The organism is Streptomyces europaeiscabiei, from assembly GCF_001550375.1.
Lineage (GTDB): Bacteria > Actinomycetota > Actinomycetes > Streptomycetales > Streptomycetaceae > Streptomyces > Streptomyces europaeiscabiei.
Map to the genome: position 1 here is coordinate 1 of NZ_LRTR01000178.1, position 24,651 is coordinate 24,651.

Below are 24,651 nucleotides of genomic sequence, written 5' to 3' on the forward strand. Positions count from 1 at the left end.
AACCATCCACCGCCGACCCCGCCAGCCCGGCCAGCCCGGCCGACCCCGCCGACCCCGCCAGCCCCGCCAGCCCCGCCAGCCCCGCCAGCAACAGTGACACCCAGCCGCACCCGGAGAGGGCGGTAGCTCGTGGCGAAGCGGAGCCGCAGGGGGAAAGCCCGGTCGGCCACGACGAACCCGAACCACCCACAGCCGACCCCACCGACCCCAGCGGCCCCCAGCCGCACCCGGAGGAGTCACCGGGGGCTGAATCGGGCGGGCCTCTCGTGGAGGGCAGGCTTGCGCAGGGCGCGGTCGCGCTCGACCCGGCCATGGCCTTTGCGGAGACGCCCGCGGCTCGGGACGCGGTGCAGCCGTTCGTGGAGGCGTTGGCGGATGCGCGGGGGGAGCTGGTGGGGGCCTGTCGAGCGGCTCTGCTGTGGGAGGAGGAGCGTGACGCCCTGTCGCCCGACGAGGAACGCGCGCTGCTGGCGGAGATCCTCGTCCGGTGCACGACCGCACAGCGGCGGCTGGACACGGCGACGCCTGCCTTCGATCAACTCCGCGCCCTGGAAAGGGACATCACCCCGGCCCTGGAGTGCGCGGAGTCCCGCTTCCGCGAGCTGACCGGCCGTACGGCGACCGCGACCACCACTCTCACCGCGCTCCGCGACGGCTACGCCCCGGCCGCCTCCCTCCCCGTCACCGGCCACGTCGAACAGGCCAAGGACCGCCTGGTCTTCGCCACCACCGAGCTGAACCGCGCCCGCCAGGCCGCCTACCCGGGCGACCTGCACACCGCGGCCGTACACCTACGGGCCGCCGAGGGCGCGATCGACCAGGCGGACATGTTCGTGACCGGGGTGGAGCGGCTCGCCGCCGAGCTGGCGCACGCTGCGGGGACCGTCGAGCAGGGCGCCCCGCGCACCGGCTCGTACGACGACCCGCTCGACGTCCTCCGCCGGCAGGGCCACTGGCTCCTCCCGGCCCGCAGCGCGGTCGCCGCGGCAGCCGATTTCCTCACCACGCACCGGGGAGCGGTGGGGGCGACGGCCAGGGCCCGACTGTGGGAGGCGGAACGGCACCTGGCGCAGGCGATGCCGGCGGATTCCGGCGAGCGGGACGAGAGTGACGGGACCACCGAGAACACCCGGCACACCCAACGGGCCCACGCCCTCGCCCAGGAGGCCCGGCACCTGGCCGAACAGGATGTCCGGGCGTACGGCAACCCGTACGGCGGCCCCGTCGGCGACGGCCTGGCCGGCGCCCTGCTGGGCGGCATCGTCCTCGGCGAGCCCCCCGACGGAGACGGCCGGGCCGACCTACGGGGCCCCGCCTGCTACGGCGGAACGGCGACCCGCGCCCGCAGAACGGCGGGCGGCCAGTTCTGAACACACGAGCAGGACCGAGTACACCTAGAACAGGCTCAGCAACGCCTCCGCCGGATCCGTCAGCCCGTGCTCCCCACCCGGCAGCGGCAGTTCGAACCACACCGTCTTGCCGCGAGGCGTCCGGCGGGACCCCCACGCGGCGGACAGCAGGCCGACCAGTTGGAGCCCACGCCCGCCCTCGTCCGTGTCGCGGGCCCGGCGCCGACGGGGCTGCACGAGGCCCGCGTCCCACACCTCGCACACAAGTGTTCTGTCGAGGAGGAGCCGGAGCCGTATCTCACCCTCGCCGTACCGCAGGGCGTTGGTGACCAGCTCGCTGACCAGCAGTTCCGCCGTGTCGATGAGGGGCTCAAGGTCCCAGGCCTGCAACCGGGCGCGGGCGTACTCGCGGGCGCGGCCCACGCTGCGCGGCTCACGCGGCAGGGTCCAGTCGCCGACGGAGTCCTCCGGCAGTCCCTGGACACGGGCCATCAGCAGCGCGATGTCGTCCTCGCCGTGGTGGGTGTCGAGGGTGCTGAGGACGTGGTCGCAGACGTCCTCCAGCGACCGGGGCTTGCCGGCGCGCAGCGCGGTCGGCGGCTGGGCGGGGTCCGTGAGCGCGCCGACGAAGGCCTGGAGGCCCTCGTCGAGGGGATGGTCGCGGGATTCGACCAGTCCATCCGTGTAGAGCGCCAACAGTGCGCCTTCGGGTAGTTCGACCTCCACCTCCTCGAACGGCTCGCCGCCGACGCCGAGCGGCATACCGGGGGGCACGTCGAGCATCAGCGCGCTCTCGCCCGGCTCGACCAGCACCGGCGGCAGGTGACCCGCGTTGGCGAAGGTGCAGCGGCGGGTCACCGAGTCGTAGACGGCGTAGACGCAGGTGGCGAGGTAGACCTCGGCGAGGTCCTTGTCGCGGGGGCGGCTGGCGGAGGTGCGGGAGGCCGACTGACCACCGCCGGGGGTGCCGAGGCCACGGGCGATCTCGTCGAGCGCCGAGAGGACCTCGGCGGGTTCGAGGTCCAGCAGGGCCAACGTGCGGACAGCCGTGCGAAGTTCACCCATCGCCACCGCTGCCCGCAGTCCGCGGCCCATCACGTCGCCGACGACGAGTGCCGTGCGGTGGCCGGGGAGTTCGATGACGTCGAACCAGTCGCCGCCGACCTCGGTGGCCGCGTTGCCCGGCAGATAGCGGCAGGCGATGTCGAGCCCGGAGGCCTCGGGGTCGCCCGGCGGCAGCAGGGAGCGCTGCAGGATGAGGGCGCGCTCGTGTTCACGGCGGTAGAGGCGCGCGTTGTCGATACAGACGGCGGCGCGTGCGGCCAGTTCGACGGCGAGGCCCCGGTCGCGTTCACCGAACGGCTCGCTGCCCTTCGTGCGGGAGAACTGCACGAGTCCGACGACGGTGTCGTGCGCGACCATCGGCACGGCGAGCGTCGACTGGATGAGGCCCCCGTCCTCGGGCACCTGCTGGGGGCGGGCGGTGCGCAGGGCGTCCGCGCAGGGCGAGTTGAACGGGTAGTGGTGGACCGCGCCGACGTCCACGGGGGCGGGTCCGCCGACGAAGGGCGCGTCGGAGACGGCGCTGGCGAAAGCGACCCGGCGCAGGTCGCCGCTGCCGTCGGCGAGTCCGGGCGGGGTCTCGTCACCCATCAGGAGGCCCTGGTAGAGGTCGACGGTGGCGAGGTCGCAGAAGCCCGGGACGACGACGGCGAGGAGTTCGCGGGCGGTGGTCTCCAGGTCCAGGGAGTTGCCGATGCGCGTCCCGGCCTCGTTGAGGAGGGCGAGATTCCGGCGGGCGGCGGCCGCTTCACGGGCGGCGGAGCGGCGGGCCGTGATGTCGGTGGCGAGCCAGGCAATGCCGATGGGGCGGCCGGTGCCGCTGTGCACGCGGAAGAGGTTGACGGACCAGTGGCGGCGCTCTTCGGAGCCGGGCACGAAGCCCGTGATGTGCATGTCCGTGACCGAGTCGCCGGTCTCCATGACCCGGCGCAGGGTCGCCTCGACCCGCTCGGCCTCCGGGGACTGCAGATAGTCGTGGACGCCGCGGCCGCGGTGGTCGTCGGCCACGCCGCCGTAGATGGAGGCGAAGCGATGGTTGGCGCGCCTTACCCGAAGATCGGCGTCTATCAGAAGGAACCCGAACGGAGATTGGCCGAAAATCGCCTGCGAAGCAGCAAGGTCGGTCTCTATCCGGCGCAGGGTCCGGACGTCCACGACGATGCACACGGCGGCCCGTTCGCCGCCCTCCACCGTGGTGGGCATCACATAGACCTCGGCGAGTCCCTCCACCCCTTCGGGACCCGGCACACGGAAGGGGACCACCCCGGTCCACTCCCGGCCGTCGAGGACCTCGGCCATTTTCCGCTGGCCCTCTTCACGCCGGTCGGGGTCGATGAACGCCTCGATGGGGTCCATCCCCACGGCCCGCTCGGCCGATATTCCGAACAACTGCTCGGCGCGCAGACTCCACTGGTCGACGAGCCCGTCAGGACCGATCGAGAACGAGGCGACCTTGATGTATTCGTACATGGACCCCGGCGGGCTGGTCTGCCACATCGAGTCACCGGTCCCGTGACCACCCATGACACTTGCGCCACCGCCGGAACCGCCTGCCCCACGGACACGCGCGCCGGGCGTTCGCCCCTCGGACTCACGGCCCACACACAGACCGCCCGTCGGACCGTCACCCGTTTTGTCGCGTGCGGCCCCGCTGTCGCGAGTGGCTCCGCCCAGGCCGGAATCGTCTGCGGCCTCGGGCCTCGCGCGGTCCGACGGGTCCTTGGAACCCGTGGACTCCGTGGCCTTCGCTGGTATCTCGCTCACGCGAACCGTCCCCTCCAGCTCACCGCGTCCGGCTTCGGTCACCAGGGGCGGCTGCCCGCAGTATCCAGCACTACGGCGCCGCACAACACGGTGTTCACGATCACAGCACGGTCCCGATCGTTTTTGGACCGGCCGGAACATACTCCCAAGTCTTCTAACCAGGCGACGCCCTCTCGAATCAAAGACTCCTGCCAGCCCTACTGGCTTGAACCAGTCGGTCGCACGCGCGCCCCGGGGAGCCGCCCCCTCCCCCGGCCGTACGCCGTGGACTCCCGCCGTGCACCAGGACCTTCGCCCCCTACGTCGGCAAGGCCGCTCAGCCGGGAACCGCCAGCTCGAACCAGACCGTCTTGCCCGCCTCCCCGGGGCGTGTACCCCAGGCTCGCGAGGAACAGGCCACCAACTGCAGACCCCGGCCGCTCTCGTCGTCGACATCGGCCGCGCGCTCGCGCGGCGGATCGGGCAGGGGGTCGGAGACCTCGACCAGAAGAGCACCCGAGGGGCCGGTGGGGCGCACGAGCCGCACTCCGATGGGTCCCGTCGCGTGTCGCAGCGCGTTGGTCACCAGCTCGCTCACCAACAGGGCGGTGATGTCCCCGAGCACATCGAGTTCCCACTCACGCAGTTGCCTTCGCACCACCGCACGAGCGTCCCGCACCGCACCCGGCTCCGCCGGAAAGGTCCACCCGGCGCAGTCGTCTCCGCTGTCGATCACGCCGATCACTTCCCAGTCCAGAAGCAGGCCCTGTCCGGTTTCATGGGGTTAATGGGCACATACCCGATATCCCGCACGAAGTACCGCGCACGAGGGCGCACTGTGGCACGAACGGCGTAGGGGGCGCATCGCGCCGCACAAGAAAAGGGCCATCCTTGACGAAACTGCGGGGTACACCACGACGGACTCCGTCAGGGGCCCGGGGAACCGTGCGGCCGGCTAACACCCAACGCGCAGCGGGGCCCGGGACGGCAGCCCCTCAGAGGCAGCACAGGGGCTGAAGGGGCATCACGCCCGGATGGGGCTCCCCCGCTCGACAAAGCCGAGGGCGAGGGAGGGAGGACAGGGGCGGAAGGACAGGGGCAGGCAGGGGCGGCAAGGTCCACGCCCCCGGCAGTGCATCACACCCCGGCCACGACTCAGCCGACGTCACCCCAAGCCATCCGCGCCGCCTCCATCACCGCCGGCACATCCTGCTCCAGCCAGTCGACATCCCACACCTCGTCCACGGTCAGCCAGCGCAGCTCGTCGTGATCCTCCAGCGGCCGAGGCTCACCGGACAGCAGATGCGCGATCCAGACCCGCAGCACATACCCCGGTCGCACCACCCACTCACCGGGCACCCGCTCCGCGGACTTCGCCTCGACACCCAGCTCTTCGCGCAACTCACGCACGAGCGCCTGCTCCGGCGGCTCGCCGGGCTCCACCTTGCCGCCCGGCAGTTCCCAGCGTCCGGCCAGCTCAGGCGGTGCGCTGCGGCGCGCGGCCAGCAGTCGCCCGTCACTCAGCAGAGCGGCCCCCACCACCACGATCGGTTCGGTCATGCGCGGGAGCCTACGGGAGCGGACACGGACTCCGAACGGAGTGAATCAGTTGCTCCCACTCTGCCCGTTATGGCCGTTCTGCCCGATACGTTCGACCCAGTAGAGCTGCTTGTGGCCGCGACTGTCGAGGCCGTCCGCGATCTTCTGCGCCTCGGCACGCGTCGCATACCTGCCCACCCGGTAGCGATTGCCGTTGTCGTCCTGCCGTATGACGAGCCAGGGAAGAGTGATCGTGCCGTCGTTCATCGACCCCCACCGCTCCTTCCCGCCCAGGCTCGCCCAGGTCCCGCCCCCGGATGCCGCCGCGCCCCGCCACCTAAGGAAACCGCATTCCGCATATGCCCGAGCGTACGCCTAACCTTCACGCAGCGAATCCGTCTTTTCACAAAGAGGTACGCAACCGGCCAAGACGAGGGGGGCGCACCCCGTACAACGCGCCATCGATCACTCCTCGCGCGTCCCCCAGCGCTCCGACGAGCAGCGGTCCAGTGCCGTTCGTACGAAACGGGCCGCTACCGGGCGTCATGGCGACCCGACGCCAAGAACGACCGAATTCGAACTACGTTCGGACGAAATTCCCAAGGCTCCGACAAGTCCAACTTCCCCCCGGCAAAGGCCACTTGACCCATGCCCGCGTCACCGTCCCGTACACGCGGATTCGGCCGGTTCTCCGAACGAGCGGCACCCGGCGCTCACTTCACCGGCAGGTGATACGCCACCTGGTAGCGGTCCGCCGGGACCACCACCTCCGCCGTCTCCACCGGGCGGCCGGAGGCGAAGTACGTGCGGTGGACGACCAGGACGACATGTCCGGGGACGCCACCGAGGGTGAGCAGTTCCTCGGCGAGACCGGGGCGGGCGCCGACCTCCTCGGTGACGTTGTCGACGACGACGTCGATGGCCGCCATGCGCTCGACGACGCCCATGCCCCCGAGGGGACCCTCCTCGGGCAGCATCACGGGCGTGCGGCCGGTGACGGCCAGGGGCTCCCAGGAGGTGGAGAGCATCATCGCCTCCCCCGCGTCCCGAAAGGTGTAGCGCGTGCACATCACGCGGTCGCCCGGCTGGATCGCGAGCCGCTCGGCGACCGTCCGGCCCGCCTCGACCTGCTCGCTGCGCGACTCCCAGGTGCCGCGCGCCTCGGCATCGGCCTGCTCCTGCCGGAAGGGCGTGGCACCGCCCGCGGGCCGGAACCCGGAGCGGGAGACCCGACGCGGCACCGGCCGCTCTCGCACATACGTGCCCGAACCGGAGCGGCCTTCCACCAGCCCCTCGGCCATCAGCACCTTGCGGGCCTCCAGCGCGACCGTGTCCGACACGCCGTACTCCTCGCGGATACGGGCCTGCGATGGGAGACGGGTGTGCGGCGGCAGCGAACCGTTCACGATCTTCCTGCGGAGATCACCCGCGACACGCAAGTACGCCGGCTGCTCACCGAAAGTCACTGGCCGCTCCCATCAGGATGTACAGACAGCAACAGCGTGGCAACCGTGGGTTCGGCCATGCAAGCGAAGGCCAGAGAATCACTCGATGTGATGACATATGGCCGTTGAGGGCTTTACGCAGGCACTTTCTCCCCACTATGGGTGCCGTCATACCTCCGCGCCGGAGCCGTCCTCGCCGTTGCCCTCGTCGTGCTCCTCGTCGCCGTATGCCGGCGACTCGGTGGCCAGCCCCAGAGCCTCGCGTGCGGTGACCGCCTTCGGGCCGTCGGTCAGCCGGTGCGCCTTGTCCCAGTGGTCGGTGAAGTCCTCGGCGTCACTCGCCCTGCGCGCCGCCCTCCACTCCTCGCGCGCCCGGTCCAGGGCATCGGCGTAGTCGGTGACCGCCTGTGCGGTGGAGGGCTCCCAGTCGTGCGCGCGCAACGCCTGCGTCTGCTGTTCCAGGGCGTGGACGACCTGCGACGCCCACGCCTTGTGCCCGGTCAGGTCGTCCTCGACGTACTCCGTGGCGGGTACCCCGTCGAAGGCGTCGTCCAGGATCGCGTCGGCCTCCAGGAAGGCGAGCTGGTCGTCGTCGAGGGTCGTGCCGTCCTGCCGCAGCGACCCCGTCAGGCTGCCCTCGGGGTCCACGTTGCCGAACATGCAGGTGATCTCACGGTCGCCGTACCGCCAGCTCTGCCGAGAGGGCGTGAAGTAGTAGACGTCGACGTCGGCCGGGAGCGCCCAGGGGTCCATCGCGTACAGCTCCGAGCGGGCGTAGCACTGGTCGTCGGCGGCGTCGGTGACCGCGTCGTCGCCCGGGTAGGCACCGTCCGGCATCGCGAAGCCGGCGAACACCTCCGCGTCGTGCTCACCGTCGCACGGCACGATGTCGACGTCGTACGCGTACTCCTCCAGGGAGCCGCTCGGGGAGTCGAAGCACTCCCCCCTGGCCACCGAGAAGGTGCCACCCGCGCTGCTCGCCGCGTCGCGGAAGCCGTCCCACGCGTCGCGCGCGCCGCCCGTGGTGAACGCCAGTGTCATCAGCAGCGCGCCGATCGCCGAGAGGACGATTCCGGCCACCGCCATGCCCTTGCCGCGCTCCCCCTTCCTCCGGATCTGCACCAGCGCGACGACCCCCAGCAGCAGCCCGACGCCGGGCAGGAAGCACAGCACCCCGAGCACCAGTGCGGCGATCGCGAGTCCGTTGACGGGCGGGGCGGGCCGCAACGCCGGATACGCCTGTCCCCCGGTTCGACCCCACGCCTGACCCGGGACCTGCGGAGGCACCTGGTACGCGAACGGCTGCCCGGCCCCGGCCTGCGGCTGCCCCGGAGGCGGGAACCGGCCACCGCCATGAGGTGGCGGGGGCCCGAGGGGTGGGGGTGTGGTCACGGGTACAGGTGCTCCTTGCGCCGAGCGGGGTGGGAACTGACGTGCGACTGGGCGCATGGTAAGCGGGTGACGGGAGTGGGCGATACATCGGGCGGGGCGAGACACGGAACGGGTCGGGACACCGTACGGGGCCCTCCCCGGGGTGATCGGATCGCCGGCAAAGACGCACCGCCCGCCCGGTCCCGCCATGACGCACCGTCACCGACCGTCCCGGCCGCCCCGACCGACCCAACTAACCTTCGCTCATGACCCCTCTGCCGGATCGCTTCTGCCCGACGGACGGCACGCGCGTCCCCGCCGCCTCGCTCGCCTGGTGCTGCCCGGCCTGCCGTGGCCCCCTGGACCTGGACTTCGCGCCCACACCGGCACCGCTCAAGTCCCTGACCGGACGGGTGAACTCGCTCTGGCGCTACGCGGAATGCCTCCCCCTGGCGGGGCCCACGATCTCGCTGGGCGAGGGCCGGACCCCGCTGGTCGATCTGAAGGACGGCATCCGGGCCAAGCTCGACTTCCTGATGCCGACGCTCTCCTTCAAGGACCGGGGCGCGGTGCTCCTCGCCGAACTGGCCCTGCGGCTCGGGCCCCGGCGGGTGATCGCCGACAGCAGCGGCAACGCGGGCACGGCGGTCGCCGCGTACTGCGCACGGGCCGGCCTGCCCTGCACCGTGTACGTCCCGGCCGGTACGTCGGACAAGAAGCTGGAGCAGATCGGGGCGCACGGCGCGCGGCTCCACCTCGTCGACGGCGACCGCGAGGCCACGGCCCGCGCGGCCCGCAAGGCGGCGGACGCGGACGGCGTCTTCTACGCCTCGCACGTCTACAACCCGTACTTCCTGCACGGCACCAAGACCTACGTCCACGAACTGTGGGAGGACCTCGGCGGCCGTCTCCCCGAGGTGATCGTCGTCCCCGTCGGCAACGGCACGCTGCTGCTGGGCGCGGTCCTCGCCGTCGCCGAACTGCACGCGGCGGGCCTCATCGACCGCCGCCCCGCCCTCCACGCCGTCCAGTCCGCCGCCGTCGCTCCCCTGGCCCACGCCTGGACCGAGGGCGCCGACGACCTCGTCGGGACCACCCCGACGGCCCCCACCTTCGCCGAGGGCATCGCCATCCCCCACCCGCCCCGGGCCCGCCAGATCCTCCGCGCCGTCCGCGACTCCGGCGGCACCTTCCTCACCGTGACCGAGGACCAGCTCCGCCACGCCCAACGCGACCTGGCCTCCCGCGGCCTGTACGTCGAGTCCACGGGCGTGGCCTGCTGGGCGGCCGTACGGGAGGGGGCGCTGGGGACGCGCACGGCGGTGGTGCCGTTGTGCGGGGCGGGGTTGAAGACGGGGTTGACGGCGAGCTGAGGGGCTGGGGACTCCGGCCGGGCCGGCGAACGGCACGACCGGAGTCGGCGTCAGTACGCCACGTACAGCATCAGCGCGAGGAAGCCCGCGCCGACCGCCGTCAGCAGCATGTCGCTCCGCTTGTACCCGACCCACAGCAGGAGCGCTCCGGCGGCGACCGCCAGCACACGGAACTCACCGCTGAACACGACGAACACGCCGAGTATCGCCCATGCCACCCACATGTGGTCCCCTCCCCCAACCCAATGTGCCTGCCTGTCCAAGGCTTCCCGCCCCCGGAGATCGACACCACCAAACCCCCACGTTCCCGACACGGAAAAACCCAAGGGCCGCCGTGAGGGTCCGGCCCTTGGTGCATCACCCGGTGAAGCGGTCGGTGAACCAGTAGGACTCCGTACTGCGAAGCACGATCTCTAACCTCGATCCTTCGTGATTGGCCGTCACCTCTCACTGGCGGCCGATTGTCGTTGGGCGGTGTTTCGGGTGTGACGGCGTCCCGGATGTCGCGTCGGGTGGGCGCCGGGTTCCACGGCTCCGGTGGGGCGGCGCTACTCGTAGAGACGGGAACGTGCTGGTCAGCCCAGATCCGGAAGGATCGCGAGTCACTGGATCGCCTCTGTGATCACCTCGCTCCAGGGCCGGTGGCCGGCGAACCTCAGGTGCCGGCGGTCGGTGGTGGTGATCAGCTGGGCGGCGGCGAAGAGCAGGCGGAATCGCAGGCGGCGGGGCTCCCAGAGCCGGGCGGCGCCGATCAGGGCAAGCACCGGCATCCAAGCCGGCAGGTCCAGGGCTGTCTGGACGATCTCCAGCCAGATCTGGTTCCGCGCCGCATCGTGCAGGGACAGGTGCGCAGGCCGGTTGAGCGGTCGGCGCGGACGCGGTCCTCGGCGCGAGCCCGCTGACGGTGCCACAACTCCAGCACTGCGATCTTCTGACCGGTGGTGTTGGTGGCGAAGCAGGTCAAACGCAGCCCGTCGGCGTCGGCGCAACGCAACCGGGCGCCCGGGTGCGACCGTTCCTTGCGGACGATCAGTCGCATCCCCTTGGGCCGGCCCTTCACCGCCGGTCACGCCCCCGTCAACGACGTGGCGGATTCATACACTGCACCGGAACGTGAACCACAGCGCTCCCATCCGCGGAAACGCCTTCCTGCAAGATCCGAGTCAGCAAAGAATCAGCACGGGCGACAGACCTGGTCCGCGCAGCCGCAAGGAAGGTCGGTCGCCCTGCTGACGATCTGGTGGCCCGCACCTCACCGATGTCGTTACCGTTGAGCCATGACCGCACTGCCCGACTGGATGCGCCCGCCGCGCGCGGAAGGCTGGTTCGCGGAGGACCTGGACCGCCTCCCCGAGGCACCCCGCCACACCGAGCTCATCGACGGAGCCCTCGTCTTCATGATGTCGCCGCAGCGAGCCTGGCATGGCCGCCTCGTCACCGCCCTGACCACCACGCTCATGGCACAGGCGCCGGCCGGCTTCGAGGTCGAGCGGGAAATGACGATCCGTCTTGATGCCCGCAACCGCCCCGAGCCGGACCTCCTGCTGACGGACCTGCCCTACGACCCCGACCGCACCTGGTACTCCCCGGAACACGTGAAGCTCGTCGTGGAGGCCGTATCCCCCGAGTCCGCCCACCGCGATCGCACAGTGAAACTTCGCAAGTACGCGGAAGCCGGCATCCCTAACTACTGGTGCGTCGAGGACGAGGACGGGGCACCCGTCGTCCACGTCTACGAACTCGACGAACCCACCGGCGCCTACGCGCCCGCCGGTATCTTCCGAGGCACCCTCCAGCGCCCGGTGCCCTTCGACATCAGCGTGGACCTCGGCAGGCTCACGCCGCCCCGAAGCAGCTGAAAAGTCAGCACCGTGTCGGCACGGGAACACAGAAGGGGCCGGTCTCTTGCGAGTCCGGCCCTTTCTGGCTTCTGACCTGCATACCTGACGAAGCAGCCGGCGCCACATACAGCAACTGGGCAGTTACACGTTGAAGCGGAACGTTAACAGTAAGGCTCTCACCTGCGTAAACGGGGTTCTGAGAGATTCCAGTCAGCACAGAATCAGCACGGCCCCCCGAGGACCGTCTTCTACCTCGACGGCGTCGACCACCGAGCCCTTGGCCGGACGCTCGCACTTCGGCGGCCGGTCGCTGGCCAATGCCCGCTTGACCGTGTTCTTCGAGATGCCCAGATGCCTCGCGATCGCCCGGACCTGCATCTGCTCGGCCCGGTGCAGCCTGCGAATCTCCGCCCAGTCCTCCACGCAGATCACCCTCTCCCTCCTGACCTCAGATCAAGATCAGGTTCGGGCGAAGATCACCAAGTGGGTCACTGTCGGCCCTCCGTGGCCCTGGCACTGATAGTGATCCAGAACCAGGATTCGAGCGACGCCGAGAGGCGGGCGCGCCGGTATGACCGCCCGCTGCGCCGCTCCCTCGGCCGACGCGTCGTAGGCACGTGACACTGGTGCTCGCCTCGCGGCAGGCCCGGTCACCAGGTCATGGGCAGCTCATGGATGCCGTAGGTGGCCATGTCGTGCCGGAACGGCAGGTCTTCCAGAGCGCAGGCGAGCCGCATGCCGGGCAGCCGTCGGATCACCGCGGGAATGGCCTCCTGGAGTTCGACTCGGGCCAGTGCCTGGCCGACGCACTGGTGGGGTCCGTAACCGAAGCCGACATGGGGCACGGACGGGCGGTCGAAGTCGAGTTCGTCCGGGTTCGGGAAGACACTCTCGTCCCGGTTGGCCAGGGGGAGTGCCGCCACCACCATCTGGCCGGCCCGCACCGTGACGCCGCCCACCTCGACGTCCTCGGTGGCGATCCTGCCCAGTCCGAGCTGCGAGACGGTGTGATAGCGCAGCAACTCCTCGACGAGCAGGGGTATCCGCTCCGGGTGTTCGTGGACGACGGAGAACTTCTCCGGCTGCAGTGCATAACTCACCAAGGACAGCGAGATGGTGCTGGCCGTCGTGTCGTAGCCCCCGACGATGAGCATGAGGATCACGCCGATGGTCTCGTGGAAGGTGAGCTGCTTCTCCTGGTACGGGCCCTCCACCAGGCGCCGGATCAGGCTGTCCTCGGGCAGTGCGGAGGGGTCCTGGACGAGCCCGCCGATGTACTCGCCGAGTGTCCGGAACACCTCGGCACCTTCGTCCTCGCTCCCCACCGCCGAGACCACGCCCTTGACGCATCGGGTGAGCAACGCGCGGTCCTCGGCCGGAATCCCCAGCAGCCGGAAGACGGTCGCGGACGCGACCGGTACGGCGAAGGCCTCGAGCATGTCCTGGGGAGGCGCGGTCTCGGCGAGCCCGTCGAGCACACCCTGGACGATCTCGCGGATCGCGGGGCGCAGCAGCTCGATGTGCTTGGGCAGGAACTCGCGTGCGATGGTGCCCCGCAGGCGCCGGTGATCAGGATTGTCGGTGCGTACGAACGGCGGTGCCGCGGCCTGCGACTGGAGCGTCGGAGTGAGTTCGGTGAAGTTGGGTCGGCGCGAGTCCGAGCTGAACCGCCTGTCCTGCAGCACGGTCCGCACATCCTCATACCCGGAGAACACGTGCGCCGGCGTGCCGTTCCACAGACCGACCTTCGCCACCGGGCAGGACTTGGCCTCCGGGTAGATGTGATAGGGCTCCAACGGCGAGTTCGCCGGGTCGACCTGGGTGGCCGGAGATTCCATGGTGTCGTTTCCTTTCCAAGACCGCAGGCCTGGGCCGTGCGGCGTCGTGACGGCGTCTCGCGTCATACCGCCTGGTCGAAACTGAAGAAGCGGTCCGGGTCACAGGCCGCCTTGACCCGGGAGAGCCGGGCGGCGTTGTCGCGGTAGTACTCACGTCAGTCCTGCAGGTCCGGCTCGGTGAATCCGCCGTAGGTGCCGTGCGACGCGGTCGGCTGCCCAACAAGTACTGCGCGTCCAGGTGCCAGGACGCCGTCGCGGCCGGGTCGACGCGGCCATCACACGCTCGTGACCGCTGCGCCCGCCGTCCGTGAACACGCCGAGGACGGCGTCTACGACAGAACCGGCGACGGGTGCGGAATGGAGGTCACCCTTGATGGCGGCGGAGCCGACACGTGGCAGGCGCGCTCCTTCCCGGGTGCCCACCCGATGGCAGGCACGAACCCTCGTCGGCACCTACGCCGGACTCGCCGGGTTTCCGGAAGGTCTCCAGCATCGCGCCGAGACAGTCCGTCTCCGTCGTCCGGCGTTCGGCTGGGTGGGGCACCGACGTGCCCCACCCAGCCGGTCCAGCACCGCCCAAGCGCTTCGCCCGGCCCCGGCCGGCCTTCGGGACCACCACCGGAGCCGGTGCGGCGTCGGTGCCGTACGAGACCATCGGCAGGGACACCACGTCCTCGGAATCGGCGGTCGCCCAGCCGAGCCAGCCGTAAACGGCCCGGTTCTCGGCGACCCGTGGCCCCGCTCGATGTATTGGCCGGGTCATTCACGGACGGACGCCGGGCGCATGTCCGTCCATTCCTTCTCGATGTACTCAAGGGCGCTTCCGCGGGGGCTCGGCCCGCTCACGGAACGCCACCCGGAGGGGATGTCGGCGAAATTCGGCCAGAGTGAGAACTGGCCTTCCTCGTTGCGGAGCACATGGAACTGCCCGTCATGGTCGTCGAAGGGTGAGGGCACGGTGAATTTCTCCTAGTCGGCAAAGAGGGCCCGGCACCGGGAATTGACGGTGCTTTCGGTGGCTTTCGCAATGATTCGGGGTCGGACGGCTACGGCCGTGGTGAGAAGGCCCGCCGTTCCGGCTCGGTGAGGATGTCCAGGGTGTGAAGGCGTGCGTCCGGGTCGCGGACCGCGGCGGACAGCAGCAGGAGATACCGCTCCAGGAGCAGTTCGACTGTCTCCTGGGAGAAGAGGTCCGAGCTGTACTCGGTACGGCCGGTGAGGCCCTGGGCGAGGCCGGCGCTGTCCCGGCTCTCGTCCCAGTTGAACATCAGATCGAAGCGGGCCGTTCCGGTGTTCGGGGGCGGTTCGGGGGTGAGGGTGACGGAGTCGGCCCGATGGCCGTCGCCGGGCGGTGCGTGCAGGACGAGGGCCGTCTGGTAGAGCGGGTGACGTGCCGGGTGGCGTGCCGGGTTGACGCGATCCACCACCTGGTCGAACGGGACCTCCTGGTGGGTGAAGGCGTCGAGGTCCACGGCCCGGGTCCGAGCGAGCAGGGTGCGGAACGTCGGGTCGCCCGAGGTGTCGACGCGAAGGACGACACTGTTGGCGAACAGCCCGACGAGGTCGTCCAGCGCGGGGTCCGTGCGCGCCGCGGCAGCGGTGCCGACGACGATGTCGGTGCCGCCGCCCAGCCGGGTCAGCAGTGCCGCGAGCGCGGCGTGCAGCACCATGAAGAGCGTCGCGCCCGTCTCCCGCGCGCAGTTGAGCAGTTCCTGATGGAGGGAGGCTTCGACGTGGGTGTGGACGGTGCCGCCACGATAGGTAGGTCTGGCCGGACGGCTCCGGTCGGCCGGCAGCCGCGTCTCGACCGGAAGACCGCGCAGCGTCCGCTCCCAGAAGGCGAGCTGGCGCCCGAAGCCGCTGCCGCGGTCCTGCGCCTCGGCTGCTTGCTCGTTGTGCCATACGGCGTAGTCGCGATAGTGAACCGGCAGCGGCTGCCACTGCGGGGCCCGCTGCCCCAGCCGCGCCCGGTAGGCGTGCGCCAGGTCCGCCGTCAGGGGGGCCAGCGACCAGGCGTCCACGGTGATGTGGTGCATCAGGAGCAGGAGCGTGTACCGGTCCTGTCCGTGCCGGAACAGGCGTGCGCGCAGGGGAAGGTCCGTCCTGAGCTCGAAGGGTTCCGCCGCGGCCCGCGCCAGGTGGCCGGCCAGACGGTCTTCGGCGGCGTCGGTCTCATGAAGGACCACCGCGGCGTCCTCGGGGGCGAGGACCCGTTGGCGGGGGCCGTCACCGTCATCGGGGAAGACGGTACGCAGGGGTTCGTGACGAGCCACGACGTCATCGAGTGCGGTCCGCAGCGCCCCGGTGTCCACCCGGCCCGTGATCCGCAGGCAGTACGGCACGTTGTAGATCCGGCTCGCGGGTCCGCCGAGTTGGTTGATGAACCACATGCCGTACTGGCTGTGCGAGAGCGGCACCGCCGCGTGGTTCTCGTCGCGGCAGAGCAACAGCGGGCGGAGCCTGCTCGCCGGAGCGGTACGCCCGGCCAGGCCCTCGACGGTCGGTGTCTCGAAGATCCAGGCGATCGGAACATCGACTTCGAGGTGTTTCGCGATACGGCCGACGAGGCGCGTGGCCAGTAGCGAGTTGCCGCCCAGGGCGAAGAAGTCGGCGTCCCTCGGCACCCCGGGCAGGCCGAGCACATCGGCGAAGAGATTGGCGAGGATCTCCTCGCGCGGAGTGCGGGGCGCCTGCCCGTCAGCCCGCGGGAACAGGGCGGGACGGGGCAGCGCCGCGCGGTCGAGCTTGCCGTTGACGGTGAGGGGGAGCGACGCGATGCGTACCACGGCGCTGGGCCGCAGGTACGCGGGGAGCCTGGCGGCCAGATAGCCGGGGAGCTTGCCCATCAGGGCGTTGCCGGTCCGGTGCGTGGTCGGCTGGTTGGCGTGGTCACCGGGCGACGTCCTGCCGCTGTCGGCGGACTCCGCCAGCGGGACGGCGCCCGGTTCACCACCCACGGGTGTGAAACAGGCGTCCAGTCGCGTGGGGTCCTGCGCCGACCACGTGAGGTGGACCTCGCAGCCGGCGCCCCCGCCCAGGGCGTGCAGTTCCTCGGGGTCGATCCCTGCCGCCGGTTCTTGCAGCAACCGCAACGGCTCGTCGAGCGACCGGGCCGTGGTCAGCGCCGTCGCGGCCGATGCCTCACCGAGGATCCGGCTGTTCGGCACGCCGCGCAGCAGCAGCGACGTGCGGGTGCGGGCCAGCAGGCCGGACAACTCCTGCAGTCCGCTGACATCCGTGCCCCAGGTCAGTGTCTGCGCGTCCGGCGCAGCGGTACCGGTTTCCACCGGCTCCTTGATGAGCACCGCGTCGTACCGGTAGCGGGTCAGTTCGTTGTGGTGCGTGCCGCGCTGCACCGCTGTGCGTACCCCGCGGAGCTGCGGGATCCACCGGGGTACCGCGGCGAAGAACGCGGGGTCGAGGAGCAACTCCTTCTCATCCACCAGGTCCTGCTCGACCGCCGCGCGGACGGCGGAGGCAGAGGCTTCCCGCCGGGTGGCGGAGCGCAGCCGGACGGCGCTGCGCAGCGGGCTCAGCAGACGCAGGTGCCGGATGTCGCCGACGAACACCCGGCCGCCCGGCGCCAGCAGGCGTGCCGCCTCGCGCAGGACGCTCACCAGGTAGTCGGCCGACGGAAAGTACTGGATCACCGAGTTGAGGACAACGGTGTCGAAGTACCCCTCGGGGAGGCCGGGGAGGTCGTGTGCGGGACCGTGCAGCAGGTGGACCTTCTCCCGCAGCACCGGGTCGACGTCCACCTTCTTGCCGAGTGTCTCGATCACCTCGGCGGAGAAGTCGGTGGCCCAGTACGCCTCGCAGTCACCGGCGAGGCGGGACAGCAGCAGCCCGGTGCCCACGCCGATCTCCAGTACCCGGCGCGGTCGCAGGGCACGGATGCTGTCGACCGTGGCGTCCCGCCAGGCTTGCATCTGAGGCACGGGAATGGGCTCGCCGTCGTAGGTGCTGTTCCAGCCGCTGAAGTCCTCCCCCAGGGGGAGCGCTCCCACTGCGCTGTAGACCTCGTCGTAGAGCCGTTGCCATTCCTCGACGTGCTCCGAGGTGGTGTCGTCGGCCTGCCGCACGGCCGGGTGGTCCGGCACGACATAGGCGACGAGCCTCTGGTCTCCCGGAGTGTCCTCCCGGACCACCACCGCGGCCTGCGCGACCTCGGGATGGTCGCGCAGCACGGCTTCGACCTCGCCGGGCTCCACTCGGAAACCCCGTATCTTCGCCTGGTCGTCGACCCGGCCCACGAACTCCAGTTGCCCGTCGTCACGCACCCTCACCCGGTCGCCGGTCCGGTACATCCGCTCGCCCGGCGTCCCGAAGGGGTCGGCCACGAACCGCTCGGCGGTCAGCGCGGGCCGCCCCAGGTACCCGCGGGCCAGCCCCGCTCCGGCGATGTGGATCTCTCCGACCGCTCCCGGCGGTACCGGCCGGAGCCGCTCGTCGAGGACGTGGATGCGGGTGTCCGAGAGCGGACGGCCGATGGGCGGGATGCCTGCCCCGGCCAACGGTCCGCTCATGGTCGCGGAGACGGTCGATTCGGTCGGTCCGTACGCGTTCACCAGCAGCCGGCCCGGCGACCAGCGGCGCACCAGCTCGCTGTTGCAGGCCTCGCCCACATTGACGACGGTGGCCCCGGCGGGCAGAGCGCCGTCCGGCAGGGCGGCGAGCGTGGAGGCCGGCAGGGTGAAGTGGGTGATGCCCTCCTCGGCGGCGAGCGCACTGAACTCCGGTCCGGGCAGGAGCCGTTCACGCGGTGCGACCACCAGCGTGGCGCCAGTGAGCAAGGCCATCGACACGTCCCAGAAGGCGCCGTCGAAACTCGGCGAGGAAAAGAGCAGCAACCGGCTGGACGACCCGATCCCCAGGTCCCGCGCATGGCTGCCCACCAGGCTGGCGATGCCGTGGTGGGTGAGGACCACTCCTTTGGGAGTACCGGTGGAACCCGAGGTGTAGATGACATAGGCCGGATGCCGGGTCCGGAGCGGGGCGCCGCGTTCGTCGTCCGCCACATCCGCCGCGGAGCAGTCGGCCAGGGTCCGTACGACGGCCGGGTCGTCCAGCACCACCGTGCGGGAGGCCGCCTCGGCCGGCAGCTCGGGCTCGATGTCACTCCTGGTCAGCACCAGCATGGGAGCGGCGTCGGCGAGCATGAACGCCAGCCGCTGCGGAGGATAGTCCGGATCCATCGGGAAGTAGCCGGCGCCCGATTTCAGTACGGCCGCCACGGCCACCACGAAGTCGGTCGAGCGCGGCAGGGCGAGACCGACCAGGCTCTCCGGGCCGGCGCCACGTGCGATGAGCAACCTGGCGAGGCGGTTGGCCCGCCGGTTCAGTTCGGCGTAACTCAGCCGCTCGCTCGCGGAGTTGATCGCGGTGGATTCGGGGGCGGCGTCGACACGGGCTTCGAAGAGCTGTCCCCATAGGCCGGGGGTGAACTCGGGGCCGGCCTGGGCCCCGGCGGGCGAGGCCGTGGTGCGGCTTCGCCCCGGCGGCAGCATGGACATCGAGTGGACCTCACAGATGATGGGATCGGACGGGCTGGCCCTGGGAGTCACTGCAGTGGGAGGTCCTGGACGCGGAGATCGGGATCCTTCAACAACAGGGACAGCACGACTTCGTACTGCTGGGCGAGCCGGACGACCGTGTCGTCGCGCAGCAGCCCGCTCTGGTACTGGATGTGGCTGCGCAGCGTCCCGCCGTCCGCGGCGGAGGTCAGATGCTCCACGGTCCACAGCACCGGATAGCGGGCGGATTCGCTCGCCGGCCGTGGGCCGGGACTGATGGTGAGGCCCGGCAGGTCGGCCGGCGGCGCTGCGACCGTGCGCAGGACGAGTGACACCTGGGGCGGTGGCACGTCGGCCAGGCGCTCGAAGAGCAGGTCCTGGTGGGCATAGGCACCGAGATCGGTCACGCGGACCCGGTCCAGCAGTTCGCGGAAGGTGGGGTTGCCCGACGTGTCGGTGCGCAGCGCCAAGGTGTTGGCGAAGAGGCCCACCAGCGGTTCGAACTGGGTGTCGGTCCGGCCGGCCACCGCGGTCACGACGGTGACGTCCCCTCCTGCTCCCCTGCGGGCGAGCAGTGCGACGAGCGCGGCGTGCAGGATCATGAAGACGGTGACACCGTGCTCACGGGCCGCGGCTGTCAGCACCCGGTGGCCGCCGACTTCGAGCGGAAGATCGAGGGACCTGCCGGCAAAGTCCTGCTGGGCCGGCGCCGGGCTGTCGGTCTCCAGGACCGGCCTGTCGTCGGCACCGTGCAGCGTCTTCCTCCAGTACTCCGCCTGGCGCAGCGCGACGTCGCTCGGGTCGTCCGTGGCGCCGAGCAGCCGGCGCTGCCAGGCGACGTAGTCGAGGTAGCCGAAGGACAGCGGCTCCCACTGTGGTGCGCGCCCCTCGGTCCGGGCGCGGTAGGCGCGGACCAGGTCCTCCAGCAGGGGGCCGAAGGACCAGCCGTCGGCGGCGATGTGATGCATGACCAGCAGCAGTACGGACTCGTCCGGGCCGAGCGTGAACAGTACGGCCCGCAGCGGGATCTCGGTCTCGAGGTCGAAGTGGCGGCGGGCGGCGTGCGCGAGATCCTCGGACAGCCGCTCGGGCGTGGTCCTGGTCTCCGTCCATGGGATGTCGTCCGCGGTGGCTTCCGTGATCACCGCACACGGACCGCTGCCGTCGTCCTGGACGAGCGTGCGCAGCGGAACGTGCCGGGTGACGACATCGGCGAGGGCGGCGCGCAGTGCCTCGGCGTCGACGGCACCGGTCAGCCGCTGCGACAGCGGCACGTTGAACATGTCGCGACACAGGCTTCGGCGGTACTCGTGCCACATCTGCATCTGCTGGGCCGACAACGGCGCCGTGCTGCCGGAGGCGTACTCGCTCGGCACAGGCAGCGGCCTGGCCTCGTCCCCCGCGTCGAAGCGGGCGGCGAGCGCGCCGACGGTGGGCGACTCGAACAGCCACGACAGCGGCATCTCGGTGTTCAGGCGCCGCCGGACCTCGGCGGCGAGTCGGGTGGCCAGCAGGGAGTTGCCGCCGACGGCGAAGAAGTCGCTGTCGGCTGTGACGTCGGCTGTCGCGAGTACGTCGGCGAAGATCGCCGCCAGTACCTCCTCGCGGGCGGTCCTGGGCGGACGTCCCGAGGCATGGGCGGCGCGCCGCGGCCGGGGCAGGGCGCCGCGGTCGAGCTTTCCGTTCACCGTGACCGGCAGCCTGTCGAGCGGGACGAAGACCTCCGGGACCATGAAGGCCGGCAGCTTCGCCGCGACCTGCCCGGGAAGAGAGGCCATCGTCTGGGAGTCGGGGCGGGCGAACGCCGGCCTGTTGGTGAACCGGGCCGGGGAGAAACCGTCCGGCTCCGCGTCGGTCCGGGGGGCGGGACGCGGCACGAGCGCTCCGGCGCGTGTGAAGGAAGCGTCGATCAGGGCGTCGTCCTCGGACGACCAGGTGCAGTCGACCCGGTAGCCCAGTTCCGCGCCCAGCCGGCGCAGGTCCTCCGGTGCCACGCCCGCCGGAGCCTGCCCCAGGGACAGCACCTCGTGCAGGGGGCGCCGGTCGAACAGCGCGAGTGTCGCGGCATGCTCGCCGGCCACCCGGCCGTTGGGGATCCCGGTGACGCACAACCGCTCCGGTTTCCCACGACGCAGCCGATCGGCGACGTCGGCCAGGCTCGCCATCTCGCCGTCCCACCGCAGTCGCACGACCGGCCCCGCGTCGTCCGTGGGCCCGGTGTCATCGGCAGGCCCGGCATGCTTGCGCAGCACCACCTCGTAGCGATAGCGGCTGAGTTCGTTGTCGTACCCGCCCCGTTTGAGCGTGCACGACTCCAGCGTCATACCGGGCAGCGCGCCGACGGCCGTCGTGAAGAACTCCGGGTCCACGAGCAGTTCCTTCTCCTGCGCCATGGCCCGGTCGATCGCCGCGCAGACCGTCTGCGGAGTGTCGGTGTGCGTGGCCGCCGCCAGCAGCCCCCCGGCGTGGAAGGTGCGCAGCAGACGAAGGTTACGGACGTCGCCGAGGAACACCGCGCCCCCGGGTACCAGGAGCCGGGACACCTCGCGCAGTATGTCGAACAGGTAATCGCCTGAGGGAAAGTACTGGATCACGGAGTTGAGCACGACGGTGTCGAAGCCGCCGCTGGGCAGACTCCCCAGCTCATGGGCGGAGAGCTGATGCAGGACGACCCGGTCCGCGAGGCCGGGGCGCTCGGCGACCTGCCCGCGCAGCCGCTCGATCAGGGCCCCGGAGATGTCGGTGCCCCAGTAGCTTTCGCAGTCACCCGCCAGCTGCGAGAGCAGCAGACCGGAACCGCAGCCGATCTCCAGTACGCGGCGCGGAGCCAGTTCGCGGATCTGCCGCACGGTCTGCTCACGCCATTCGCGCATCCCCTCGATCGGCCGCCCGCCATAACTGCTCACCCAGCCGGAGAAGTCCTCGCCGAAGTCGGCGGTGTCGGCTCGGCCGTACAGATCGTCGTAGAGCCGTCGCCAGGCATCGAGTTGACCGTCCGGTTCCTCGCCGGCCGCCTCGTCGGCGGCCGCGTTCTCGGGTATGACGTAGGCGGCGAGGTATGGCTCTCCGGGCCGGTCCTCACGCAGGACGACGGCGGCCTGCCGGACCCCGCGGCACCCGGCGATGACGGATTCGATCTCGCCCGGCTCGATACGGAAGCCGCGTACCTTGACCTGGTCGTCCGCCCTGCCGACGAACTCCAGGTCTCCTGAACGGGTCCAGCGGCCGAGGTCACCGCTGCGGTACATACGGCTGCCGGCCGGGCCGAAGGGGTCCGCCACGAACCGCTGCGCGGTCAGACCCGGCCGCTCGAGGTACCCGCGTGCCAGGCTGTGCCCCGCGATGTAGATCTCGCCGACCGCTCCCGGCACAACCGGTGCGAGGCGGTCGTCGAGGACATGGATCCGGGTGCCGTCCACCGCCCGGCCGACCGGCGGCGCCACGTCGTCGGCCAGCGGATCGCTCATGGTGGCACAGACGGTGGACTCCGTCGGGCCGTAGGCGTTCACCATCGTCCGGTGCGGGCGCCAGCGCTGCACGAGAGCCGCCGGGCACGCTTCGCCCGCGACGACCAGCGTCACGCTCGGAGGCAGCATGTCGGGGCCCAGCGCACCCGCGACCGAGGGCGGGAGAGTGACATGAGTGACTCCGTGGTCCGCGATCAACGCGGCCAGTTCGGCGTCGGGCAGCAGCCGCCCCGGCCTGCCGACCACGAGCGCGGCCCCGGCCAGCAGCGCCATCGACATCTCCCAGAAACTGGCGTCGAAACTCGGGGACGAGAAGGCGAGCACGCGTGAGGCGCCGGTGACGGCGAGGCGACGACGCTGGGTCGCGATCAGGCTCGCGACGCCTTGGTGGGTGACGACGACTCCCTTGGGGATCCCCGTGGAGCCGGAGGTGTAGATGATGTAGGCGGGACTCGCGGGGCGCAGTGGCTCCAAACGTTCCCCGTCCTCCATGTCGTGGTCCGGCAGACGGCGCAGTACGTCTTCGGTGGCCTCGTCGTCCAGAACCACGAGGCTGCCGGTGGGCAGCTGGCCCAGAAGGTCGCCCCGGACGTCCGACGTCGTCACCAGCACCACGGGTGCTGCGTCCCGGGCCATGAAGGACAGTCGCTCCACGGGGTAGTTCGGATCCAGCGGCAGGTACGCGGCCCCGCACTTGAGCACGGCCGTCGCGCACAGGAAGAAGTCCGCGGACCTGCCCAGCACCAGCCCGACCGACCGCTCCGGCCCGGCGCCGAGGTACTTCAGCCACCGGGCGAGCCGGTTCGCACGGGCATTGAACTGCGCGTACGTGAGCGCCGTGTCCCCGGCGACGAGCGCGATGGCGTCAGGTGTGTCGGCCACCCGCGCTTCGAGGAGACTCGGCCACGTCGTGGCGAGCGCTCCCTCCGGGAGATCTTCACCGGTCAGGTGCGACACAGGTATCCGTTCCTCTCTGTCGTCGAGCCGCCCGTGGGCGCGCTCAAGCCGATGGCATGGAAAGCGGAAGCAGGGGAGGGGAAAGACGTCGGGCCTACGTGGGGCCGAGTGGCGCCAGGAGTGGTGAGCGACGACGGTTCGGGGGGCCACGGGGTACGGGTGCCGGCTTCTCCTACGAGAACCCGAGCCACCGCGTGCGGCCGACGGGCCGCCGGATCGAGAAGCGGTTGCAGGAGAACCGTTCTCAGAATGTGTTGTCCGTCCCGATGAAGCAGGTGTCGTAGCACCGGGAATCCCCCTGTGAATGGTTCTCGCACGTTGGAACATAAGCATCATGGGGTTGTTTCCGCGGCGCAGTCTTGTCGGTCAGTGACCGCGTCGTTGCCTCTGGACGCCAGGCTTCCGTTTGCAGCGGGAGCTACTGCGAGGAGGCCACGTGCCGACGATCCAGCGGGGTCGGGCAACGGTGAGGTGGTGATCCGCGCCCGGGGTCCTGCAGCCCCCGCCACCTCGCAAAATTTCGACAAACAAATTCGACACAGGAAGACCAGACTTCCGCGACCGGAGGAAAGCGCAGGGAGCTGCCTGTGACTTCCCGCGTCGGCAGCGCTCGCGCTCGACGACTCCGTCCGTCCGGCGGGCCGTCGCCTCAGTCAACCACCCCGGCGTAGCGAGTGAGTGCAGTTGAGCGGGTAGCTGGTGAGGTAAACCCAACGGGCGAGTTCGATGAACGCACGTACGGCTGCGCCGACAATCCCGCAGGTGGCTTGCGCACCGCCCGCCAAGACAATGCTCCTGTGTGCGCACCCTCAGGAGCCAACACACAACTCCGGTCAATCAGTAGGTACTTGACTGGACTGCCACCCGCAGGGCACTGTCAATAAGCGGGAGCGCTCCCACAGCGCTCTCTTGTACAGCGCAGCACCTCCTGATGAGCAGTGACGGACTCGCACGGACTCAGTAAGCGAAGACGCGCACGGCCCCTTCCCCTTACGGCCGTTCGTGGCCTCGTGATGAGTGAGGAAAACCTGATGGACAAATTGGCCTCGGACAGACCTGGAAACCCGATCGCGGCGACGGAGTTTCTCTCTCCGCACTGTTTCCGGAGGCGCTGGCCACGGCATGGAGAAACGGGGCGCGACCGTTACGGCCA

The 24,651-nt window shown here is 70.6% G+C and carries 14 protein-coding genes and 3 pseudogenes; 3 read left to right on the forward strand and 14 right to left on the reverse strand.

Going from position 1 to position 24,651, the window contains the following annotated elements; translation table 11 throughout:
- The first annotated feature begins 266 nt into the window (after positions 1 to 266).
- Positions 267 to 1,370, forward strand: a complete 1,104-nt coding sequence (locus AWZ10_RS08615) for a hypothetical protein (RefSeq protein ID WP_244172438.1) — start codon at positions 267 to 269, stop codon at positions 1,368 to 1,370.
- 24 nt (positions 1,371 to 1,394) lie between these two features.
- Here the strand turns inward: AWZ10_RS08615 and AWZ10_RS08620 are convergent, their stop codons facing one another.
- From AWZ10_RS08620 to AWZ10_RS08645, 6 genes are all read right to left on the reverse strand, one after another.
- The gene (locus tag AWZ10_RS08620) at positions 1,395 to 4,175 is read right to left on the reverse strand and encodes a SpoIIE family protein phosphatase (RefSeq protein WP_373420928.1); all 2,781 of its coding nucleotides are present in this window, start codon (positions 4,173 to 4,175) and stop codon (positions 1,395 to 1,397) included.
- Positions 4,176 to 4,491: 316 nt separating this feature from the next.
- Positions 4,492 to 4,899 carry an ATP-binding protein gene (locus AWZ10_RS08625; RefSeq protein WP_046706595.1) on the reverse strand — a complete coding sequence of 136 codons (408 nt, stop codon included), beginning with the start codon at positions 4,897 to 4,899 and terminating at the stop codon, positions 4,492 to 4,494.
- Between the two features lie 410 nt (positions 4,900 to 5,309).
- Entirely contained in the window at positions 5,310 to 5,714 is a 405-nt protein-coding gene (locus tag AWZ10_RS08630) for a (deoxy)nucleoside triphosphate pyrophosphohydrolase (protein WP_046706596.1), read from the reverse strand.
- 45 nt (positions 5,715 to 5,759) lie between these two features.
- Positions 5,760 to 5,960, reverse strand: coding sequence for a hypothetical protein (locus AWZ10_RS08635; protein WP_046706597.1), 201 nt, complete (start codon positions 5,958 to 5,960; stop codon positions 5,760 to 5,762).
- A 446-nt stretch (positions 5,961 to 6,406) separates the two neighbouring features.
- The gene (locus AWZ10_RS08640) at positions 6,407 to 7,159 is read right to left on the reverse strand and encodes a GntR family transcriptional regulator (protein ID WP_046706452.1); all 753 of its coding nucleotides are present in this window, start codon (positions 7,157 to 7,159) and stop codon (positions 6,407 to 6,409) included.
- A 147-nt stretch (positions 7,160 to 7,306) separates the two neighbouring features.
- Complete coding sequence (locus AWZ10_RS08645; protein WP_208618468.1) at positions 7,307 to 8,530, reverse strand: DUF4190 domain-containing protein; 1,224 nt, start codon at positions 8,528 to 8,530, stop codon at positions 7,307 to 7,309.
- Positions 8,531 to 8,775: 245 nt separating this feature from the next.
- Between AWZ10_RS08645 and AWZ10_RS08650 the strand changes: the two genes are divergently transcribed.
- Positions 8,776 to 9,882: a threonine synthase gene (locus tag AWZ10_RS08650; RefSeq protein WP_060890795.1), complete on the forward strand. Its 1,107-nt coding sequence runs from the start codon at positions 8,776 to 8,778 to the stop codon at positions 9,880 to 9,882.
- 50 nt (positions 9,883 to 9,932) lie between these two features.
- On the opposite strand, the gene AWZ10_RS52295 is transcribed toward AWZ10_RS08650, so the two are convergent.
- Positions 9,933 to 10,106, reverse strand: coding sequence for a hypothetical protein (locus tag AWZ10_RS52295; RefSeq protein WP_162948177.1), 174 nt, complete (start codon positions 10,104 to 10,106; stop codon positions 9,933 to 9,935).
- A 378-nt stretch (positions 10,107 to 10,484) separates the two neighbouring features.
- Positions 10,485 to 10,936, reverse strand: a pseudogene (locus tag AWZ10_RS46875) (transposase); the annotation flags it as partial.
- Between the two features lie 223 nt (positions 10,937 to 11,159).
- Here AWZ10_RS46875 and AWZ10_RS08655 point away from each other — a divergent pair.
- A complete protein-coding gene (locus AWZ10_RS08655; protein ID WP_060890796.1) occupies positions 11,160 to 11,741 on the forward strand; it encodes a Uma2 family endonuclease in 582 nt (193 codons plus the stop codon).
- A 234-nt stretch (positions 11,742 to 11,975) separates the two neighbouring features.
- On the opposite strand, the pseudogene AWZ10_RS08660 reads toward AWZ10_RS08655, so the two are convergent.
- From AWZ10_RS08660 to txtA, 6 genes and pseudogenes are all read right to left on the reverse strand, one after another.
- Positions 11,976 to 12,155: pseudogene (locus tag AWZ10_RS08660) on the reverse strand (helix-turn-helix domain-containing protein); the annotation flags it as partial.
- A gap of 218 nt (positions 12,156 to 12,373) precedes the next feature.
- Positions 12,374 to 13,561, reverse strand: coding sequence for a thaxtomin biosynthesis cytochrome P450 TxtC (gene txtC, locus AWZ10_RS08665; protein WP_046706286.1), 1,188 nt, complete (start codon positions 13,559 to 13,561; stop codon positions 12,374 to 12,376).
- A 62-nt stretch (positions 13,562 to 13,623) separates the two neighbouring features.
- Positions 13,624 to 13,701 (reverse strand): annotated as a pseudogene (locus tag AWZ10_RS55055) (BBE domain-containing protein); the annotation flags it as partial.
- Between the two features lie 619 nt (positions 13,702 to 14,320).
- Positions 14,321 to 14,518, reverse strand: coding sequence for a thaxtomin biosynthesis NRPS accessory protein TxtH (gene txtH, locus AWZ10_RS08670; RefSeq protein WP_010350602.1), 198 nt, complete (start codon positions 14,516 to 14,518; stop codon positions 14,321 to 14,323).
- 89 nt (positions 14,519 to 14,607) lie between these two features.
- Entirely contained in the window at positions 14,608 to 19,074 is a 4,467-nt protein-coding gene (txtB, locus tag AWZ10_RS08675) for a thaxtomin non-ribosomal peptide synthetase TxtB (RefSeq protein WP_060890800.1), read from the reverse strand.
- Positions 19,075 to 19,121: 47 nt separating this feature from the next.
- Positions 19,122 to 23,498, reverse strand: a complete 4,377-nt coding sequence (txtA, locus tag AWZ10_RS08680; RefSeq protein WP_046706285.1) for a thaxtomin non-ribosomal peptide synthetase TxtA — start codon at positions 23,496 to 23,498, stop codon at positions 19,122 to 19,124.
- Between the last annotated feature and the right edge of the window lie 1,153 nt (positions 23,499 to 24,651).